This window comes from Micromonospora sp. NPDC049257, assembly GCF_040678915.1.
In the GTDB taxonomy this organism is placed as follows: domain Bacteria; phylum Actinomycetota; class Actinomycetes; order Mycobacteriales; family Micromonosporaceae; genus Micromonospora; species Micromonospora antibiotica.
Map to the genome: position 1 here is coordinate 180,607 of NZ_JBFAQU010000010.1, position 15,287 is coordinate 195,893.

The following is a 15,287-nucleotide window of genomic DNA, read 5'->3' on the forward strand; positions in this document are numbered from 1 at the left end:
CGCTTTCCGGGTGCTCATCCTGCTGCCGCCCTCCGAGGGCAAGGCCGACGCCGGCACCGGTCGTCGGCTAGACCTGACCCGGCTCTCCCTGCCCGAGTTGACCCCGGCCCGCGAGGAGGTGCTGACCGCGCTGATGGCCCTCGGTGCCGCCGACCGGTCGGACGGGCCCGGTGTCGCCGACGCCGCCCTGGCCGCCCTGGGGTTGACCGCCGGTCAGCGGGGCGAGCTGGCCCGCAACGCCCGGCTGGACCGGGCCGCCACCGCACCGGCCGGGCAGGTCTACACCGGGGTGCTCTACGAGGCGCTCGGCCTGGCCACCCTGCCGCCCGGGGCGCTGCGGGCGGCCCGCCGTTCGGTGCTGGTCAGCTCGGGCCTGTGGGGCGCGGTACGCCTCACCGACCGGATCCCGCCGTACCGGTGCCCGATCGGGGCGCGGCTGCCGGGGGTGGGGGCGCTGTCGGCGTACTGGCGGCGGGTGTTGTCGCCGGTGCTGACGGCGGCGGCCGGCGGCGGCCCGGTGCTGGACCTGCGGTCCGCCGCCTATGCGGCGACCTGGACGCCGCCGGCGGAGCTGGCCGCCCGGACGGTCACCGTGCGGGTGCTGCACGAACGCCGGCCGGGGGAACGCACGGTGGTGAGCCACTTCAACAAGGCCACCAAGGGCCGGCTGGTCCGCGACCTGCTGCTTGCGGGGGCCCGGCCGCGCACCGCGACCGCCCTGATCGGCGCGTTGCGTGACCTGAAGTACCCGGTCGAGGAGCAGCCGGTGACGGCGGGCCGCCCCCGTCAGGTCGACGTGGTGGTGACCGAACTCTAGGAACGCAAGATTTCCTCAAATCCGGTGCCGATGGCTGGAGGCCGGCGGACCGGCAGGCGACCGTAGGGGAACCCCCGTCGAGAAGGAGCGGTCCGATGACCTCCGAACCCCGCCTGCTCGACCGGCCGCGCCCCCCGGCGTCCCCACCACCGCTGGACTGGTTGACCCTGGCCGACGCGTTCGAGGTGGCCTGCCTGGTGCGCTGCACGCCGACGCCGGCCGTCGCCACGCACCGCCCGACACCACCCCCACCACGGGCGGTGGTGGAGTTCAACCGGGAGGACGCCGCGCTGCGGATGCGGCAACTGCTCGTCCGGCTCGGCGTCCCCGTCGAGCACGAGGTGGCCACCGGTGGCCTGCGTCGCCGCTACGAGCTGCACCGGTTGCACGTGCCGACGGCGCAGGTGCCCGGGTACACGGCGTTACGCGAGGCCGGCTGGCGGCAGGGACGGCGGGAACTGCTCGGCCCCGCCGTCGGCTCGTCCACCCCCCGGGCCGCCTGGCGGACCCGGCTCGCCTCGGCGGCCTGGCGCTCGGCGTTGCTGGCCGGCGGCCGGCACGTCCGGCGGCACATCCTCGGCATCCGGCTGGCCGACCGGGAACTGGCCGCCGTGCTGGTCCGGTCGGCGGCCCAGTTGGAGGTGCCGGCGCTGCTGCGACCGGGAACCGGCTGCCTGGTGGTCAGCGTCGCCGACGGGCCGGACCGGCTGCGGATCATGGAGCGGGCCGCGTTGGCCCCCGCCCGGCAGCCCGCCCCGGCCTGAGCGCGGCGGACGTCGAGGCGTCCACTCCGCAGCGGGCTGACCCGGCGGTCAGGCCCGGCACCGGCCGTCTGAGCTTGCGCCGAGGGCGGTGACGGCGCAGAGTGCACCGCGTGAGCCGTCGCCGGACCGGGCGCGGCCGGCGGTCCGCCTCCGCCGGCACAGCGCTGCTGATGCTGCTGGTCGTGGTGCTCGGCGGGCTGGTCGCCTGCCAGGACTCCCCCGACGAACCGGTCCGGATCCGGATCGCCACCGGCAGCCCGACCGCCGTCTACCACGCCTTCGGCCAGTCGCTGGCCACCGTCCTCAACCGCGAGATGCCCGGTGTCCGGGCCGGCGTGGTGGTCACCGCCGCCTCCGCCGAGAACGTCCGGCTGGTCGGTTCCGGTGCCGCCGAGCTGGGCTTCACCCAGGCCGACGTGCTCGACACCCACCCGAACGGCCCACCGAAGGTGCTCGCGGTGGCGCGCGTCTACGACGACCTGCTGCACCTGGTCACCACCGCCGGCGGACCGATCCGCGACCTCGCCGACCTGCGCGGACGGCGGGTCTCGGTGGGCGCGGCCGGGTCCGGCACCGAGGTCACGGTGACCCGGCTGTTGGAGGTGGCCCGGCTCGGCGGCGACCAGGTCCGGCAGGAACACCTCGGGCTGGACGACTCGGTGGCCGCGCTGCGGGCCGGTCGGATCGACGCCTTCTTCTTCTCCGGTGGCCTGCCGGTACGCGGGGTGAAGGCGCTCGCCGACGCCACCTCGATCCGGCTGGTGAACCTGGGCGAGTGGACCGAGCCGCTACGTCGCGCCTACCGGGAGGTGTACGTCTCCCGGGACATCCCCCGCTCGGTGTACGGGGTGGACCCGGTCACCACGGTCGCCAACCCCAACTACCTGATCGTCCGGGCGGACCTGCCGGAGCCCCTGGTGCGCGAGGTGACCCGGTTGCTGATGGAACGTCGGTCGGAGCTGGCCGCCGCCCACCCGGCAGCCGGCCGGATGAGTCCCCGCTCGGCGATCGCCACCACCCCGCTACCGCTGCACCCGGGCGCAGCCGCCTGGTACCGGTCCGCCAAACCCTGACTCAGCCCGCCCCGCCGGGCAGGGCGGGGACGACGGCGTCCGGCGGGGAGTCGGCGTCGGACGGGGAGCCGGTGTCCGACGGGGGGGCGATGTCGGACGGGCCGGGGAACCACAGCTCGGCGACCAGACCGCGCGGTTGACCCGGATGCATGGTGAGCCGACCGTCGGAGGCGTCCACCAGCACCGCCACGATGGTCAGGCCGAGACCGGCACCCTCGATGTTCTGCGCGTCCGGGGCCCGCCAGAACCGCTCGGTGGCCTGGTGGAGCTGCTCCGAGGTCATCCCCGGGCCGGTGTCGCGCACCTCCAGCGCGGTGCCCCCGTCGACGTGCCGGACCGCCACCGTCACCTCGCCGCCCTCCCCGCTGAACTTGATCGCGTTGTCGATCAGCGCGTCCAGCGCCTGGTCGACGGCGGTCGGCACGGTCCGCGCGTACGCCGGGCCGGACGCCGCCAGGAGCAGGGTGACCGACCGGTGCCGGGCCAGCGGCTCCCACGCGGCGACCCGGGACGCGGCCACCGCCGCCGCGTCCACGGTGACCCGTTCGTTCTGCTCCCGCTCCGCGCGGGCCAGGGTGAGCAGCCCGTCGAGGACCAGCGCCAACCGGTCGGTCTCCTCCAGGGCCAACCGGTGCTCGACCTGGCCGGCCTGGTCGGTGACGCTGGGCCCCAGCTCCTCGACCCGCAGCCGCAGCGCGGTCAGCGGGTTGCGCAGCTGGTGGCTGGCGTGCGCGACGAAGGCCCGTTGCCGGTCCATCACGTCGGACACCACCACCGCCATGTGGTTGAAGCTGGCTGCCAACCGGCGCAGCTCGGGCGGCCCCCACCGGTCCTGCACCCGGGCGCCCCGGTCCCCCTCGGCGATCTCGTGGGTCACCGCGTCCAGCTCGGTCACCGGGCGCAACACCCAACCGGCCAGCCCGAACGCGGTGGAGACACAGGCCAGCACGGCGAGCAGGCCGATCCCGGCGAGCAGCAGCCACCAGGCGGTGACCGTGCGCCGGACCTTCGCCACCGGGGTGCTGGTGACCACCGCGCCGAGCACCTCACCACCGTCGTTGATCGGCACCGCCACCACCAGCGGGCCGTCCACCCACGGCCAGACCGAGTCCGGCCCGTTGAACTGCTGCCCGGCCAACGCGCTGTCCAGCGCCGCCCGGGTGTCCCGGCCCGTACGCCAACTCGTCGACACCACCAGCGCCCGGCCGTCCCGGTCGACGACCGCGGCTCCGATGCCGTACAGCTGGTCGTAGCTGACGAGTTCGCCGGTCAACGGCCCGGCGCCGCCGCCCCGCAGCGCCGGCCCGGCCAGCGAGGCGAACCGGGTCGCGTCCGCGAGCCGGTCGGCCCGGACCCGGTCGGTCTCCCGGGACGCCAGCGTCGCCGCGAGGGGCGTCTCCAACGCCAGGAGCACCAGCACCATCAGCAGCAGGTAGCTGATCACCAGTCGACGCCGCACCGGCTGCCCCTCACTCGCCCCGGAGCCGGTAGCCGACCCCGCGTACGGTCTCCACCAGCCGGGGGTCGCCGAGCTTGCCCCGCAGCGAACCGACGTGCACCTCGACGGTGTGCCGGTCGGCCCAGGTGGTGCCCCAGACGTCGAGCAGGATCCGGTCCCGGGACACCGCCGTCCCGGGCTGGCGGGCCAGCGAGAGCAGAATGTCGAACTCCTTGCGGGTCAACGCCACCTGCCGACCGTCGACGGCGACCGTCCGGGCGGCGACGTCGATACGGACCGACCCGACCTCGATCAGGTCCCGCGCCGGCGCGGCGTGGGCCGCCCGCCGCAGCACCGCCTCGATCCGGGCCTGCAACTCCACCATGGAGAACGGCTTCACCACGTAGTCGTCGGCACCGAGCCGCAACCCGAGCACCCGGTCCCGTTCCTCACCGCGAGCGGTCACCGCGATGATGCCGAGCTGGCTGCTGCGCCGTCGCAACTCCCGGCACACCTCGGTGCCGTCCCCGTCGGGCAGGGTGAGGTCGAGCAGCACCAGGTCACAGGGGGCGGCCGAGAGCGCGGCAGCGACGGTGGCCGCGTGCTCCACCTCGTAGCCGCGGCGGGTCAGCGCCGACGCGAGGGCGGCGGCCACCCGTCGGTCGTCCTCGACCAGCAGGATGCGCACCGGTGACCCCCATTCGTCGTACGGATGACGAGCGAATGGTGGCAGAAGCACCGGCCCGCCGGAAACCACGGGGAACACGGGTCGGCCGGTGCCGGGCCGGCCAGCGAACGGGACCGGGCCCGGGACGGGTGTTCGCCCCGGGCCCCGTACCCCGTCCGGTCAGCGGCAGAGCCGGCCGATCTCCTCCTGGAACCGGTCCATCGGGTTGGCCTCGGCCGGGCCGAGCAGGTAGGTCTTCAGTTCCCGCCGGGCGTCGGTCATCGGGTCGTCGCCGGCCCGGGTCAGCGCCAGGATCTTCGGCAGCTCACCGCAGTCGCGGGAGAGCAGGTACGCCCCCCGGGAGGTGGGGAACTCGCGCCGGAACTCGTCCTCCGGCAGCCCGCTCGGGTTGGCCACCACGTACGGCCGCTGGCTCTGCACGAAGTCGGAGACCACGCTGGAGATGTCACTGACCAGCAGGTCGGTCTGGTTGAAGCAGTCGAACAGCGCGGGAACCCGGCCGGTGACCACCCGGTGCCCGGGGCCGTCCAGCGAACCGGCGTCCGGGTCACCACCGGCGGCCCGGATCAGCGACACCAGGCGCTCGTGCACCGCCTTGGCCTCCTTGGACCGGGAACCGGTCAACGGGTGCGGCTTGTAGACCAGGCGCACCTGCGGCGAGGCGAGCACCCCCCGGACGATCCGCTCCCCCATCAGCACCAGCGAGGTGTGGTAGGGGTCGTCGTCGAGCCAGCCCTCCCAGGTGGGGGCGTAGAGGACGGTGAACGGCCGGTCGGGGGCCGTCGAGCCGAAGGTGTGCACCCCGGCGAGCTGCGGCCGGCCGATCTCCACGATGTCGTCGTCCCGGACGCCCACCGCGGCCCGCGCGTACCGCTCCCGGCCGGCCAGGCCGGCGACCCACACCTCGTCGTACACCTTGCTGTAGGGGTTGACGCTGGCCTGCTTGTCGCTGTCGCCGTGACCGACGAAGACGTGCTTCATGCCCGGCTCGCGCAACATGTGGATGTTGGCGCCGACGTTCGCCGCGTAGAGGGCGGCCCGGACGGTGCCCAGTTCGAGGTTCATGAAGTCGGGCCCGGTGGGCACGCAGATCACCGGTAGCCGGGTGTCGGCCAGCTCGCAGAACGCTTCCTTGCTGCGCATCAGCACGACCGCCCGCTGGTGCAGCGCCTCGGTCGGGGCCAGCCACATGTTGGCCTGGTAGACGTCCTTGGCCGGGCCGGCGAAGTAGAGCGCGACCTCGGGCCGGTGGTTGTCGAGCCAGCGCTGCAACACCGGCAGCACCGGACTCTTGCCGGTGCCCCGACCGCGCAGCCAGGTCACCGCGACCACCGCGCCGATCAGCGCGGCGAGCCCGGCGGCCACCGCGGCGACCGCCAGCACGGGGGTGGCGTCGACGCGGACCGCGGCGACCACGGCGGCCGGGATCAGCAGCACGTTGAGCACCGCGAGCGGCACACCGGCCAGGTTGGCGATCCAGTCCGGCGGGCGGGGCGCCGAGCGGATCGGCCCCAGCTCGATGTTGCGGACCAGGGCGGAGACGGGGTTGCGCCGGTCGATCATCGTGTTCAGGGCACCCGCGAAGACGGCGATCACCCAGACCGCCGCCGGGAGCACCAGCAGCCAGGTCAGCTCGACCCCGGTGAGCGGGACCGTGGCGGCGACCAGGAGCACGGACGCCAGGTCCCGGCTCAGTTGCCGGTAGCCCCGGTTGAGACCGACCTTTTCCAGCAGCGTGTCCGAGGGCGGCGACCAGCGGGTGACGGCGAACTCACCGACCACCGCGGCCAGCCCGGCCACGGCGAACAGGACCACCCATCCAAAGACGCCCGCGACGAGCATGACCAGGTAGAACAGCACCAGCAGTGCGCCTCGGGCGGCGGTGCCGGTGCGTTCCAGTAACGTGCCGAACAAAGGAGGACGCTCCCTACGAGGTCGTTGACGGGCGGGGCCCGGCGGTCGACGGCCTCGTCGTGCGACGGGCGTGACCGCAGCACCGCGACCGAACGTGCCGGTCTGCGGGTGATTGCGACTTTAACGCGAGAGGGCGTCCCGGTGTCGCTCGGGTATCCAGGTCCATTTCGGTCAGACGCGACGATACCCCTCGGGCGACACCTGACGTCCGCCGCTCAGCCCGCCCGGCCGTAGCAGGTCGTCGCGCCCGGTCCCGGTCGGGTCGCGAACTCCTTGAAGCCCAGCTCGACGGCCATGTCCCGGGCGTACCGGTTGCCGTTGTAGACGCAGATGGTGCCCACCCCGAGCCGGTCGACGGCGGCGTCGACCTGGTCCCGGGCGGGTTTTTCCCGCCCGTCGGCGAAGTGCGCCAGCAACAGCCGGTCCTTGGCGAAGTCGGAGTTGAGGTCGTACTCCACCAGGTAGAAGTCGCGGGGCAGGACGACCCGGACCCGGCTGGTGACGATCAGTGAGGTCCGCATGATCGTCGACGGGGCGAGGAGCAACCCGGCCGGCCGGTCCTGCCGGGAGATCCAGAAGGCGATCTCCTGCCGCTGCTGGGGCAGCTTCCAGGTGGGGCGGGTGTGCGTCTCGACCCAACTGTCCTTCGACCACATCGGGGTGGCCCAGACGGCGAACGAGGTGACCATCGCGGCGGCGACCAGCCCGCCGACCGCACCGCGCAGCAGCCGCGACGGCGACGGGACGCGCACCGTGCAGAGCAGGCCGATCAGGGTCGGCAGGGCGAGCAGCCACGGCACCCGCCAGAGCACCACGGAGATGCCGGTCAGCGCGCCGAGCGTCTCCAGCACGCCGGGCACCAGCAGCACGCTCATCACCAGGGCGGCACCGGCGGCCAGCAGGGCCGGGGTGCGCCGACGGGCCAGCAGCGGCCCGCACCACAGCGCCAGGCCACTGATCACGCCGACGATCCCGACCAGCAGCGTCCGCCGGTAGGTGTACTCGGCGTCGAAGAAGGCGTCGTCCGCGCCGGCCGCGTCCATACCGCCCAGCACCAGCCGGGACACCACGATCGCCCCCACCGGGTACGCCACGGCGGCCAGCCCGCCGACCACCGCGTCCTTCCAGCGGCCGACCAGCAGCATCGCCAGCCCGGCCGCGCCGACCAGCATCGGCAGGATGATCGCCGAGGTGGTGGTGAGGCCGGCCGCGGTGACGGAGAGGGCGAAGACGAGCAGCAGCGAGCGGCGCGACCGGGTGTCGAACCACTCGGTGAGGTAGAGCCACATCAGCGGGATGACCGCCGAGACGAACATCCCCTTGCCCTCGTAGAGGCGGGGCAGGTGGAAGGTGCCGAGCGCGGCGTCCGAGCCGGCCACCAGGTAGAGGTAGGTGACCGCGACGCTGAACGCGAGCACCGGCCGGCGTGGGGCCCACCGGTGGGTGAGCCGCCACAACGCCAGGACGGCCAGCACCGCCATCACCGGCAGCGCCAGGTACCAGGTGGCGGACGCGCCGTGGATGCCGAGCACGTGCGCGAGCGCGCCGTCGAACACCTCGATCGACGGGGTCGGTGGCAGCGAACCCATCGCCGGGGCGACGTTCTCGGTGAACAGGAAGTCGTTGGTGGGCACCAGGTCACGGTCGGCCACCCAGACGGTCTTGCCGACGTAGTAGACGTCGTCCGGGGTGTTGCGGGCCAGGTAGAGCGAGGAGATCGCCACCCCGACCGAGATCAGCAGCGCGTACCCGGACTGGAGGGCGGTGGGGACCGGTGACGCGGGCGGCGCCGCGTCGTCAGCCCGCCACGCCCGCCGGGTGAGCAGCATGGCACCGACGCCCGCGACCGCGCCGGCGGCGGCCGGGACCCACCAGGAGAGCACGTCGCCGGCCGGGGTGCCGGCGAGGCCGGCGGTGACGGCGGCGACCACCCCGGCGGCGACCACGGGCAGCAGCCAGCGGCGCGGCTGGCCCGTGCCGCCCGCCGGGACGGCTTCGGTAGCCGTCGGCGCTCCGGCGGCGTCGGAAGCCGCACCCGCCGGGGCGGGGACCCGGGCCCGGCGCAGGGCACGCACCGCCACCAGGGCGGTGATCAGGGCGCAGCCGACCAGCCAGATCAGGAACGTCACCGACGGGCGCAGCCCGAACAGGAAGGACGCGTGGTAGAGCACCGTCCACAGCGCGAAGCCCAGCACGGCCGCGTCGGTGACGACGGCCGGGGCCGCGGCGAGCGCCGACCGCAACCGGTGCGCGGGCCGCGGCCGTGCGGCGGGGGGTGGTGCGACGGGCGGAGGCGCGACGGCAACGGGGTCGGCGTTCGGCACGGATCGTCCTTGTCGTCGTGCGGGCACGGTACGCGAGAGTCGTACGGCCGGCGGGCGGCGGACGGTCGCCCGGCTCCGGTCCGGAAAGCAGGGTAACCGCAACCATCGTCCGTCGATGGCCGGTGGGCGGCGTGGCGGTGTCCCGGAGTTGGCCGGGTGGGGTGGATGCCGGGTCAACCGGACACCGGGGCCGCCCGCGGCCGGGGCACGGTGCCGTTCGCGGTGAGCCCGATGGCCACCGACTCCACCAGCAGGTCCAGGTAGGTCGGGGTCAGCGGGGTACGGGCGATGGCCAGTCGCCAGTACAGCGGCCCGACGATCAGGTCGACCGCCGCGTCGGCGTCGGTGTCGGCGGGCAGCTCGCCGCGCTCCACCGCCAGGCCGATCAGCCGGCCGCCGATCTCCTGCTGCTTGGCCCGCAGCAACTGCTGCAGGGTCTCGTCGATGGTCGGGTTGCGGGCCGCCTCGGCGAGCAGGTCGGGGATGATCTGCGAGGCCAGCGGGTGGCTCAGCGCGTGGGCGACCACCTGGAACAACAGCGTCAGGTCGCCGCGCAGGCTGCCGGTGTCCAGCGCCGGCAGTTTGCTGCCGGCGGCGGCGACCACGGTCTCGATCACCAGGTCGAGCTTCGAGCTCCACCGCCGGTAGATCGCGGTCTTGCTGACGCCGGCCCGGCGGGCCACCGCCTCGATGGAGAGCCGCCCGTATCCGACGGCGGCGAGTTCCTGCATCAACGCGCGGCGGATGGCCCTGGTGATGTCGCCTCTCAGCACTGCGGCACCGGCCGGCGCACGCCTCTTGTCGCTGGTCATCGGGGACTCTTCGCACCTGTCACGTGGGCCAATGTAGCGCAACGACGGTACGGTTGCGTCCCGACGTGTTATGGACTACCGTCCACGCAGCGACGAGGCTGCCCCGGCACCGCGCCGACCCACAGTTCCCATCGTCGCGCGCATCCCGTTGGTACGAAAGATCGGAGCGCCCTTCCCATGGCCACCACCGCGCTGGTCGACCCCGAAACGGGCCTGACCCAGGCGCAGCTGGCCGCTCGGCACGGACTACGGGTCGCCGGTGAGCGCCCCTCTCTGACCGAGTACAGCCGCAGACTGTGGGCCTACCGGCACTTCACCGCCGCGTACGCCAACGCCAAACTGGTCGCTTCGTACAGCAACGCCAAGCTGGGCCAGATCTGGCAGGTGCTCACCCCGCTGACCAACGCCGCCGTCTACTACCTGATCTTCGGCGTGGTGCTCGGGCAGAACACCATCCCGAACTTCATCGCGTACCTGACCACCGGGTTGTTCATCTTCAACTTCACCCAGAGCGCCGTGCTGGCCGGCACCCAGTCGATCAGCGGCAACCTGGGGCTGATCCGGGCGCTGCACTTCCCCCGGGCCTGCCTGCCGCTGGCCGCCACGTTGACCCAGTTCCAGCAGCTGCTGGCCTCGATGATCGTGCTGGTCGGCATCGTGCTGGTGACCGGCGAGCCGCTCACCCTGGCCTGGCTGATGCTGCCGCCGGCACTGCTGCTCCAGGCGGCCTTCAACGCCGGGGTCGTGATGGTGGTCGCCCGGATGGGTTCCAAGGCCAGCGACCTCAAGCAGGTCATGCCGTTCATCCTGCGCACCTGGATGTACGGCTCCGGGGTGCTCTACAACGTCAAGCTGTTCGACCGGCTGCCGGAGTGGGCCTCGACGCTCATCCAGTTCAACCCGATCCTGGTCTACATCGAGCTGGCCCGGTACGCCCTGCTGGAGCAGGCGCCACTGCTCAACGAGTCGCTGACCCAGCTCTGGCTGGTGGCGGCCGGCTGGGCGATTCTGGGCGGGATCGCCGGGTACGTCTACTTCTGGCGCGGCGAACAGGAGTACGGCCGTGGATGACCGGTACGAGACGTCCAACGACGTCACCGTGACCCTGCCCCGGGTCGTCGAGCGGATCCCCACCGTGGTGGTGGACGACGCACACGTGATCTACCGGGTGCACAAGGGCGCCGGGGGCGGGAGCACACCGGTGGCCGCGCTGCGCCGGCTGGTCAAGCGCTCCTCCGCGCCCAACATCCAGGAGGTGCACGCGGTCAAGGGGGTGTCCTTCACCGCGTACCGGGGTGAGGCGATCGGATTGATCGGCAGCAACGGCTCCGGCAAGTCGACCCTGCTGCGGACCATCGCCGGGCTGCTCCCGGTCAACCGGGGCGCGGTCTACACCCAGGGCCAGCCGTCCCTGCTGGGGGTGAACGCCGCCCTGCTCAACGACCTGTCGGGTGAGCGCAACGTCACGTTGGGCTGCCTGGCGATGGGGATGCAGCCCGACGACGTGGCCCGGATGACGCCGGAGATCATCGAGTTCTCCGGGATCAACCAGCGGGGCGACTTCGCCAGCCTGCCGATGCGGACGTACTCCTCGGGCATGGCGGCCCGGCTGCGGTTCTCCATCGCCGCCGCCAAGAAGCACGACGTGCTGCTGATCGACGAGGCGCTCGCCACCGGCGACAAGGGCTTCCGTAAGCGCAGCGAGCAGCGGGTCCGGGAACTACGCGAGGGGGCCGGCACGGTCTTCCTGGTCAGCCACCAGCTCTCCTCGGTACGGGACACCTGTGAACGGACGATCTGGTTGGAGTCGGGGCTGATCCGGATGGACGGGCCCACCGACGAGGTGATCCGGGCGTACGAGGCATTCGCCAACGGCAAGTAGTATTCCGGGCGCACGTACGGCATCGATCCGATGCTCCACGGACCGCGTCGTCCCGTTGGGGCGGCGCGGTCCGCGCGTTAAGGTTCATCCCGTCGCCACGCTGGCGCAATCCTTCGTTCAGGGTGACCCCCGGGACGCGTGCAGACATCCCCCGAGAGTGAGGATCGGCAATGACGCAGGACCACACCACTGGCCCGGACGCCACACCGGAGACCCCGGCACCGTGGCGGCCCTCGCGGACGGTGGCGGTGGTGCTGGCCGGAGGCACCGGGACCCGGCTCGGCCTGGGCATCCCGAAGCAGTTGCTGAAGATCGCCGGCAAGCCGATCATCGAACACACCCTGGCCGTCTTCGAGGCCGCCCCGGAGATCGACGAGATCATCGTGCTGATGGCCACCGGGCACGTCGCCGACGCCCAGCAGATCGTCGACAAGGCCGGCTTCCGCAAGGTCAGCAAGGTCATCGAGGGCGGCGAGACCCGTAACGCCACCACCCGGGCCGCCCTGGACGCGGTCGGCGACGGCGACGTCAACATCCTCTTCCACGACGCGGTCCGCCCACTGGTCAGCGCCCGGATCGTCCGCGAGTGCGTGAACGCGCTGTGGAGTTACTCCGCCGTCGACGTGGCGATCCCCTCCGCCGACACGATCATCCAGGTCGACGAGGACGAGTGCATCACCGACATCCCGGTCCGGTCCCGGCTGCGCCGGGGGCAGACCCCGCAGGCGTTCCGCTCGGGCACCATCCGGGAGGCGTACCGGCGGGCCGAGGGCGACCCGGACTTCGCCGCCACCGACGACTGCGGTGTGGTGCTGCGTTACCTGCCCGGCACCCCGATCAAGGTGATCGACGGGTCGGACGAGAACATCAAGGTCACCCACCCGGTCGACGTGCACCTCGCCGACAAGCTGTTCCAGCTCGCCGCCGCCCAGGCCCCCCGGCTGTCGCACCGCAGCTACACCGAGGAGCTGGCCGGGCGCACGATCGTCATCTTCGGCGGCAGCTACGGCATCGGGCACGACCTGGCCGAGCTGGCCCGGGGCTACGGCGCGCAGGTCTTCGCGTTCAGCCGCTCCAGCACCGGCACCCACGTCGAGCAGACCGGCGACGTCGAGGCCGCGCTGAAGACCGCGTTCGAGGCCACCGGCCGGATCGACCACGTGGTGGTCACCGCCGGCATCCTGGAGAAGGGCGCGCTGGCCGAGATGGACGAGGAGACCATGGACCGGGTGCTCCAGGTCAACTTCGTCGGCCCGGTGATCGCCGCCCGGCAGTCCCTGCCGTACCTCCAGCAGACCAAGGGTCAGCTGCTGCTCTACACGTCCAGCTCCTACACCCGGGGCCGGGCCCAGTACGCGCTCTACTCCTCGACGAAGGCGGCGCTGGTCAACCTGACCCAGGCGCTGTCCGACGAGTGGGCCGAGTACGGCGTCCGGGTCAACTGCATCAACCCGGAGCGCACCGCCACCCCGATGCGTACCAAGGCGTTCGGTGAGGAGCCGGAGCACACCCTGCTGGCCGCCGAAACGGTCGCCCAGTCCTCGCTCGACGTGCTGATCTCCGACCTCACCGGTCAGGTGATCGACGTCCGGCGGGCCCCCGGCGAGGCGGCCCCGGTGCCGGCCCAGCCGACCGCGGCCGAGCAGGACCGGCTGCCCAGCGGCGTCGACGCCGGCTGACCCGACCCCCGGAGACGGTACGACATGCGTGGTGAGCTGGTCAGGAAACTGATCGCACGGTGCCTGACCACCGGCCTGGCCGTGGTCGCCTTCCTGGTGGTGGCGTTCACCGGGGCCACCGGTTGGGGCCTGGCCCTGGCGGTGGCCGCGCTGGCCGCCGCCGGCTACGAACGTCGGGTCCGCCCCGACGCCGACATCGTCGCCGAGACGGTGCTGCTGGCCGCCGGCATCCTGGTCGGCTACGCCCGCCGGCTCGACGACGGGTTCGACCCGGTGCTGGCGCTCACCGCGCTGCTGCTGCTGGGCCTGGTGCTGCTGGTGGGACCGCTGCGCGATGCCGGCAACCTGGAGATCCGGGCGGCGAACCTGCCGGTGCGGGCGTGGACCCCGCTGGTCGCCGCCCGGCTCGGCGGCGTACTGCTGGGGCTGCTCGCCGTGGTGGCGGTGGCCGCCGCGTTCGCCCTGCCTGCCGTGCTGGCGCTGGTCGTCGTGCTGGTGGTCGCAGCCGGCTGCGGTGCGGTCGGCCTGGACCTGGCCCGGCGGCGGTTCCGGCCGTCGGGCGGGGGCGGCCCGGTGACCCGGGCGCTGCGCGCGCACCAGCCGGAGTTCCTGCTCTACTTCTCCGCCCCACCCGGCTCGGAATACCAGGTCACCATGTGGCTGCCCTACCTGGAGCGGCTCGGCCGGCCGTTCCTGGTGCTGCTGCGGGAGCCGGAGTTCCTGCCCACGATCGCCGCCGCGACGAGCGCCCCGGTGGTCTACTGCCCCACCCTCAAGGCGATGGACGAGGCGCTGGTGCCCAGCCTGCGGGTGGCGTTCTATGTCAACCACGGGGCGAAGAACAGTCACTGCATCCGGTTCACCCAGCTCACCCACGTGCAGCTGCACCACGGCGACAGCGACAAGGCCCCCAGCGCCAACCCGGTCTCGGCCATCTTCGACAAGATCTTCGTGGCCGGTCCGGCGGCGATCGAGCGGTACGCGCGGGCCGGGGTGGAGATCCCCGCCGAGAAGTTCGTCGTGGTCGGCCGCCCGCAGGTCGAAGCCATCGAGGTACGCCGGGAGGCCCGCCCGCTGACCGCCCCGACCGTGCTCTACACCCCCACCTGGACCGGCCACCACGCCGACGCCAACTACTGCTCGCTGCCGGTGGCCGAGCCGCTGCTGCGCCGGCTGCTCGACCGGGGGGCCACGGTGATCCTGCGCGCCCACCCGTACACCGGGCAGAATCCGGCTTCGGCCCGGCAGTTGGCCCGGCTCACCGAACTGCTCGCCGCCGACCGGACCCGCACCGGCCGGCAGCACCTGTGGGGGGCGGCGGCCAGCCGCGAGCTGAGCCTGACCGAGTGCGTCAACCGCTCCGACGCGCTGGTCTCCGACGTCTCCGGGGTCATCTCCGACTACCTCTACTCCGGCAAGCCGTACGCGGTGACCGACCTGGGCGTCGACGGCGACGAGTTCCTGGACCGGTTCCCGCTGGCCCGCTCCGGTTACGTGCTGCGCCGGGACATGGCCAACCTGGACGAGGTGCTGACCGGGCTGCTGGACACCGACCCGTTGGCGGCGGCCCGCTGGCAGACCCGCCGCCGTTACCTGGGCGACTTCCCCGCCGACGCGTACGCCGAGGGTTTCCTGGCCGCGGCCCGCCGCGAGCTGGAACCGGGCTGGGCCCCGCCGACCCCCCGTGCCCCCGCCGCCCCCCTCTCCCCCCACGCCTGACCCGCACCCGCCTCCGCCCACACCCGCTCGCGCCCGCACCCGCACCCGCTCGCGCCCGCCTCCGTCGGCAAGATCGTGCTCGATCCATGTTGTAGTGGCCTCCTCGTCGCAGGAGGCCACTACAACCATGTTCGAGCACGATCTTCGTCCGGCCGGCCGGGTCGACCCGGGGACAGC

At 73.0% G+C, this 15,287-nt stretch carries 12 protein-coding genes; 7 read left to right on the forward strand and 5 right to left on the reverse strand.

The annotated features are described in order from the left end of the window. The first annotated feature begins 10 nt into the window (after window positions 1–10). From yaaA to AB0K25_RS17470, 3 genes are all read left to right on the forward strand, one after another. Window positions 11–817 (forward strand): peroxide stress protein YaaA, encoded by an 807-nt coding sequence (gene yaaA / locus AB0K25_RS17460; protein WP_357536063.1) that lies wholly within the window; start codon window positions 11–13, stop codon window positions 815–817. 95 nt (window positions 818–912) lie between these two features. Then, the gene (locus tag AB0K25_RS17465) at window positions 913–1,581 is read left to right on the forward strand and encodes a hypothetical protein (RefSeq protein WP_219469255.1); all 669 of its coding nucleotides are present in this window, start codon (window positions 913–915) and stop codon (window positions 1,579–1,581) included. A gap of 170 nt (window positions 1,582–1,751) precedes the next feature. After that, window positions 1,752–2,654 carry a TAXI family TRAP transporter solute-binding subunit gene (locus AB0K25_RS17470; protein WP_219470843.1) on the forward strand — a complete coding sequence of 301 codons (903 nt, stop codon included), beginning with the start codon at window positions 1,752–1,754 and terminating at the stop codon, window positions 2,652–2,654. 1 nt (window position 2,655) lies between these two features. Here the strand turns inward: AB0K25_RS17470 and AB0K25_RS17475 are convergent, their stop codons facing one another. The 5 genes from AB0K25_RS17475 to AB0K25_RS17495 form a co-directional block, all read right to left on the reverse strand. Continuing rightward, window positions 2,656–4,113 carry a HAMP domain-containing sensor histidine kinase gene (locus tag AB0K25_RS17475; RefSeq protein ID WP_219469252.1) on the reverse strand — a complete coding sequence of 486 codons (1,458 nt, stop codon included), beginning with the start codon at window positions 4,111–4,113 and terminating at the stop codon, window positions 2,656–2,658. Between the two features lie 10 nt (window positions 4,114–4,123). Then, window positions 4,124–4,780: a response regulator transcription factor gene (locus AB0K25_RS17480; RefSeq protein WP_208569033.1), complete on the reverse strand. Its 657-nt coding sequence runs from the start codon at window positions 4,778–4,780 to the stop codon at window positions 4,124–4,126. Between the two features lie 159 nt (window positions 4,781–4,939). Beyond that, complete coding sequence (locus tag AB0K25_RS17485) at window positions 4,940–6,694, reverse strand: CDP-glycerol glycerophosphotransferase family protein (protein ID WP_357536066.1); 1,755 nt, start codon at window positions 6,692–6,694, stop codon at window positions 4,940–4,942. A 215-nt stretch (window positions 6,695–6,909) separates the two neighbouring features. Continuing rightward, complete coding sequence (locus AB0K25_RS17490; RefSeq protein WP_363821135.1) at window positions 6,910–9,018, reverse strand: DUF6077 domain-containing protein; 2,109 nt, start codon at window positions 9,016–9,018, stop codon at window positions 6,910–6,912. Between the two features lie 173 nt (window positions 9,019–9,191). Then, window positions 9,192–9,830, reverse strand: coding sequence for a TetR/AcrR family transcriptional regulator (locus AB0K25_RS17495; RefSeq protein WP_208569036.1), 639 nt, complete (start codon window positions 9,828–9,830; stop codon window positions 9,192–9,194). 177 nt (window positions 9,831–10,007) lie between these two features. On the opposite strand from AB0K25_RS17495, the gene AB0K25_RS17500 reads away from it, so the two are divergent. The 4 genes from AB0K25_RS17500 (at window position 10,008) to AB0K25_RS17515 (ending at window position 15,110) form a co-directional block, all read left to right on the forward strand. Then, window positions 10,008–10,901, forward strand: coding sequence for an ABC transporter permease (locus AB0K25_RS17500; RefSeq protein WP_219469243.1), 894 nt, complete (start codon window positions 10,008–10,010; stop codon window positions 10,899–10,901). Continuing rightward, a complete protein-coding gene (locus AB0K25_RS17505; RefSeq protein ID WP_067303417.1) occupies window positions 10,894–11,712 on the forward strand; it encodes an ABC transporter ATP-binding protein in 819 nt (272 codons plus the stop codon). Before AB0K25_RS17500 ends, AB0K25_RS17505 begins: the two co-directional genes overlap by 8 nt. Window positions 11,713–11,882: 170 nt before the next feature. Further along, window positions 11,883–13,391, forward strand: coding sequence for a bifunctional cytidylyltransferase/SDR family oxidoreductase (locus AB0K25_RS17510; RefSeq protein ID WP_219469240.1), 1,509 nt, complete (start codon window positions 11,883–11,885; stop codon window positions 13,389–13,391). 24 nt (window positions 13,392–13,415) lie between these two features. Continuing rightward, complete coding sequence (locus AB0K25_RS17515) at window positions 13,416–15,110, forward strand: CDP-glycerol glycerophosphotransferase family protein (RefSeq protein WP_363821140.1); 1,695 nt, start codon at window positions 13,416–13,418, stop codon at window positions 15,108–15,110. Window positions 15,111–15,287 lie beyond the last annotated feature (177 nt).

Bases quoted from the DNA above. Each gene is read 5' to 3' on its own strand.
- AB0K25_RS17495 (WP_208569036.1), bottom strand. From the start codon at position 9,830: ATGACCAGCGACAAGAGGCGTGCGCCGGCCGGTGCCGCAGTGCTGAGA.
- AB0K25_RS17515 (WP_363821140.1), top strand. From the start codon at position 13,416: ATGCGTGGTGAGCTGGTCAGGAAACTGATCGCACGGTGCCTGACCACC.
- AB0K25_RS17510 (WP_219469240.1), top strand. From the start codon at position 11,883: ATGACGCAGGACCACACCACTGGCCCGGACGCCACACCGGAGACCCCG.
- AB0K25_RS17470 (WP_219470843.1), top strand. From the start codon at position 1,752: ATGCTGCTGGTCGTGGTGCTCGGCGGGCTGGTCGCCTGCCAGGACTCC.
- AB0K25_RS17465 (WP_219469255.1), top strand. From the start codon at position 913: ATGACCTCCGAACCCCGCCTGCTCGACCGGCCGCGCCCCCCGGCGTCC.
- AB0K25_RS17500 (WP_219469243.1), top strand. From the start codon at position 10,008: ATGGCCACCACCGCGCTGGTCGACCCCGAAACGGGCCTGACCCAGGCG.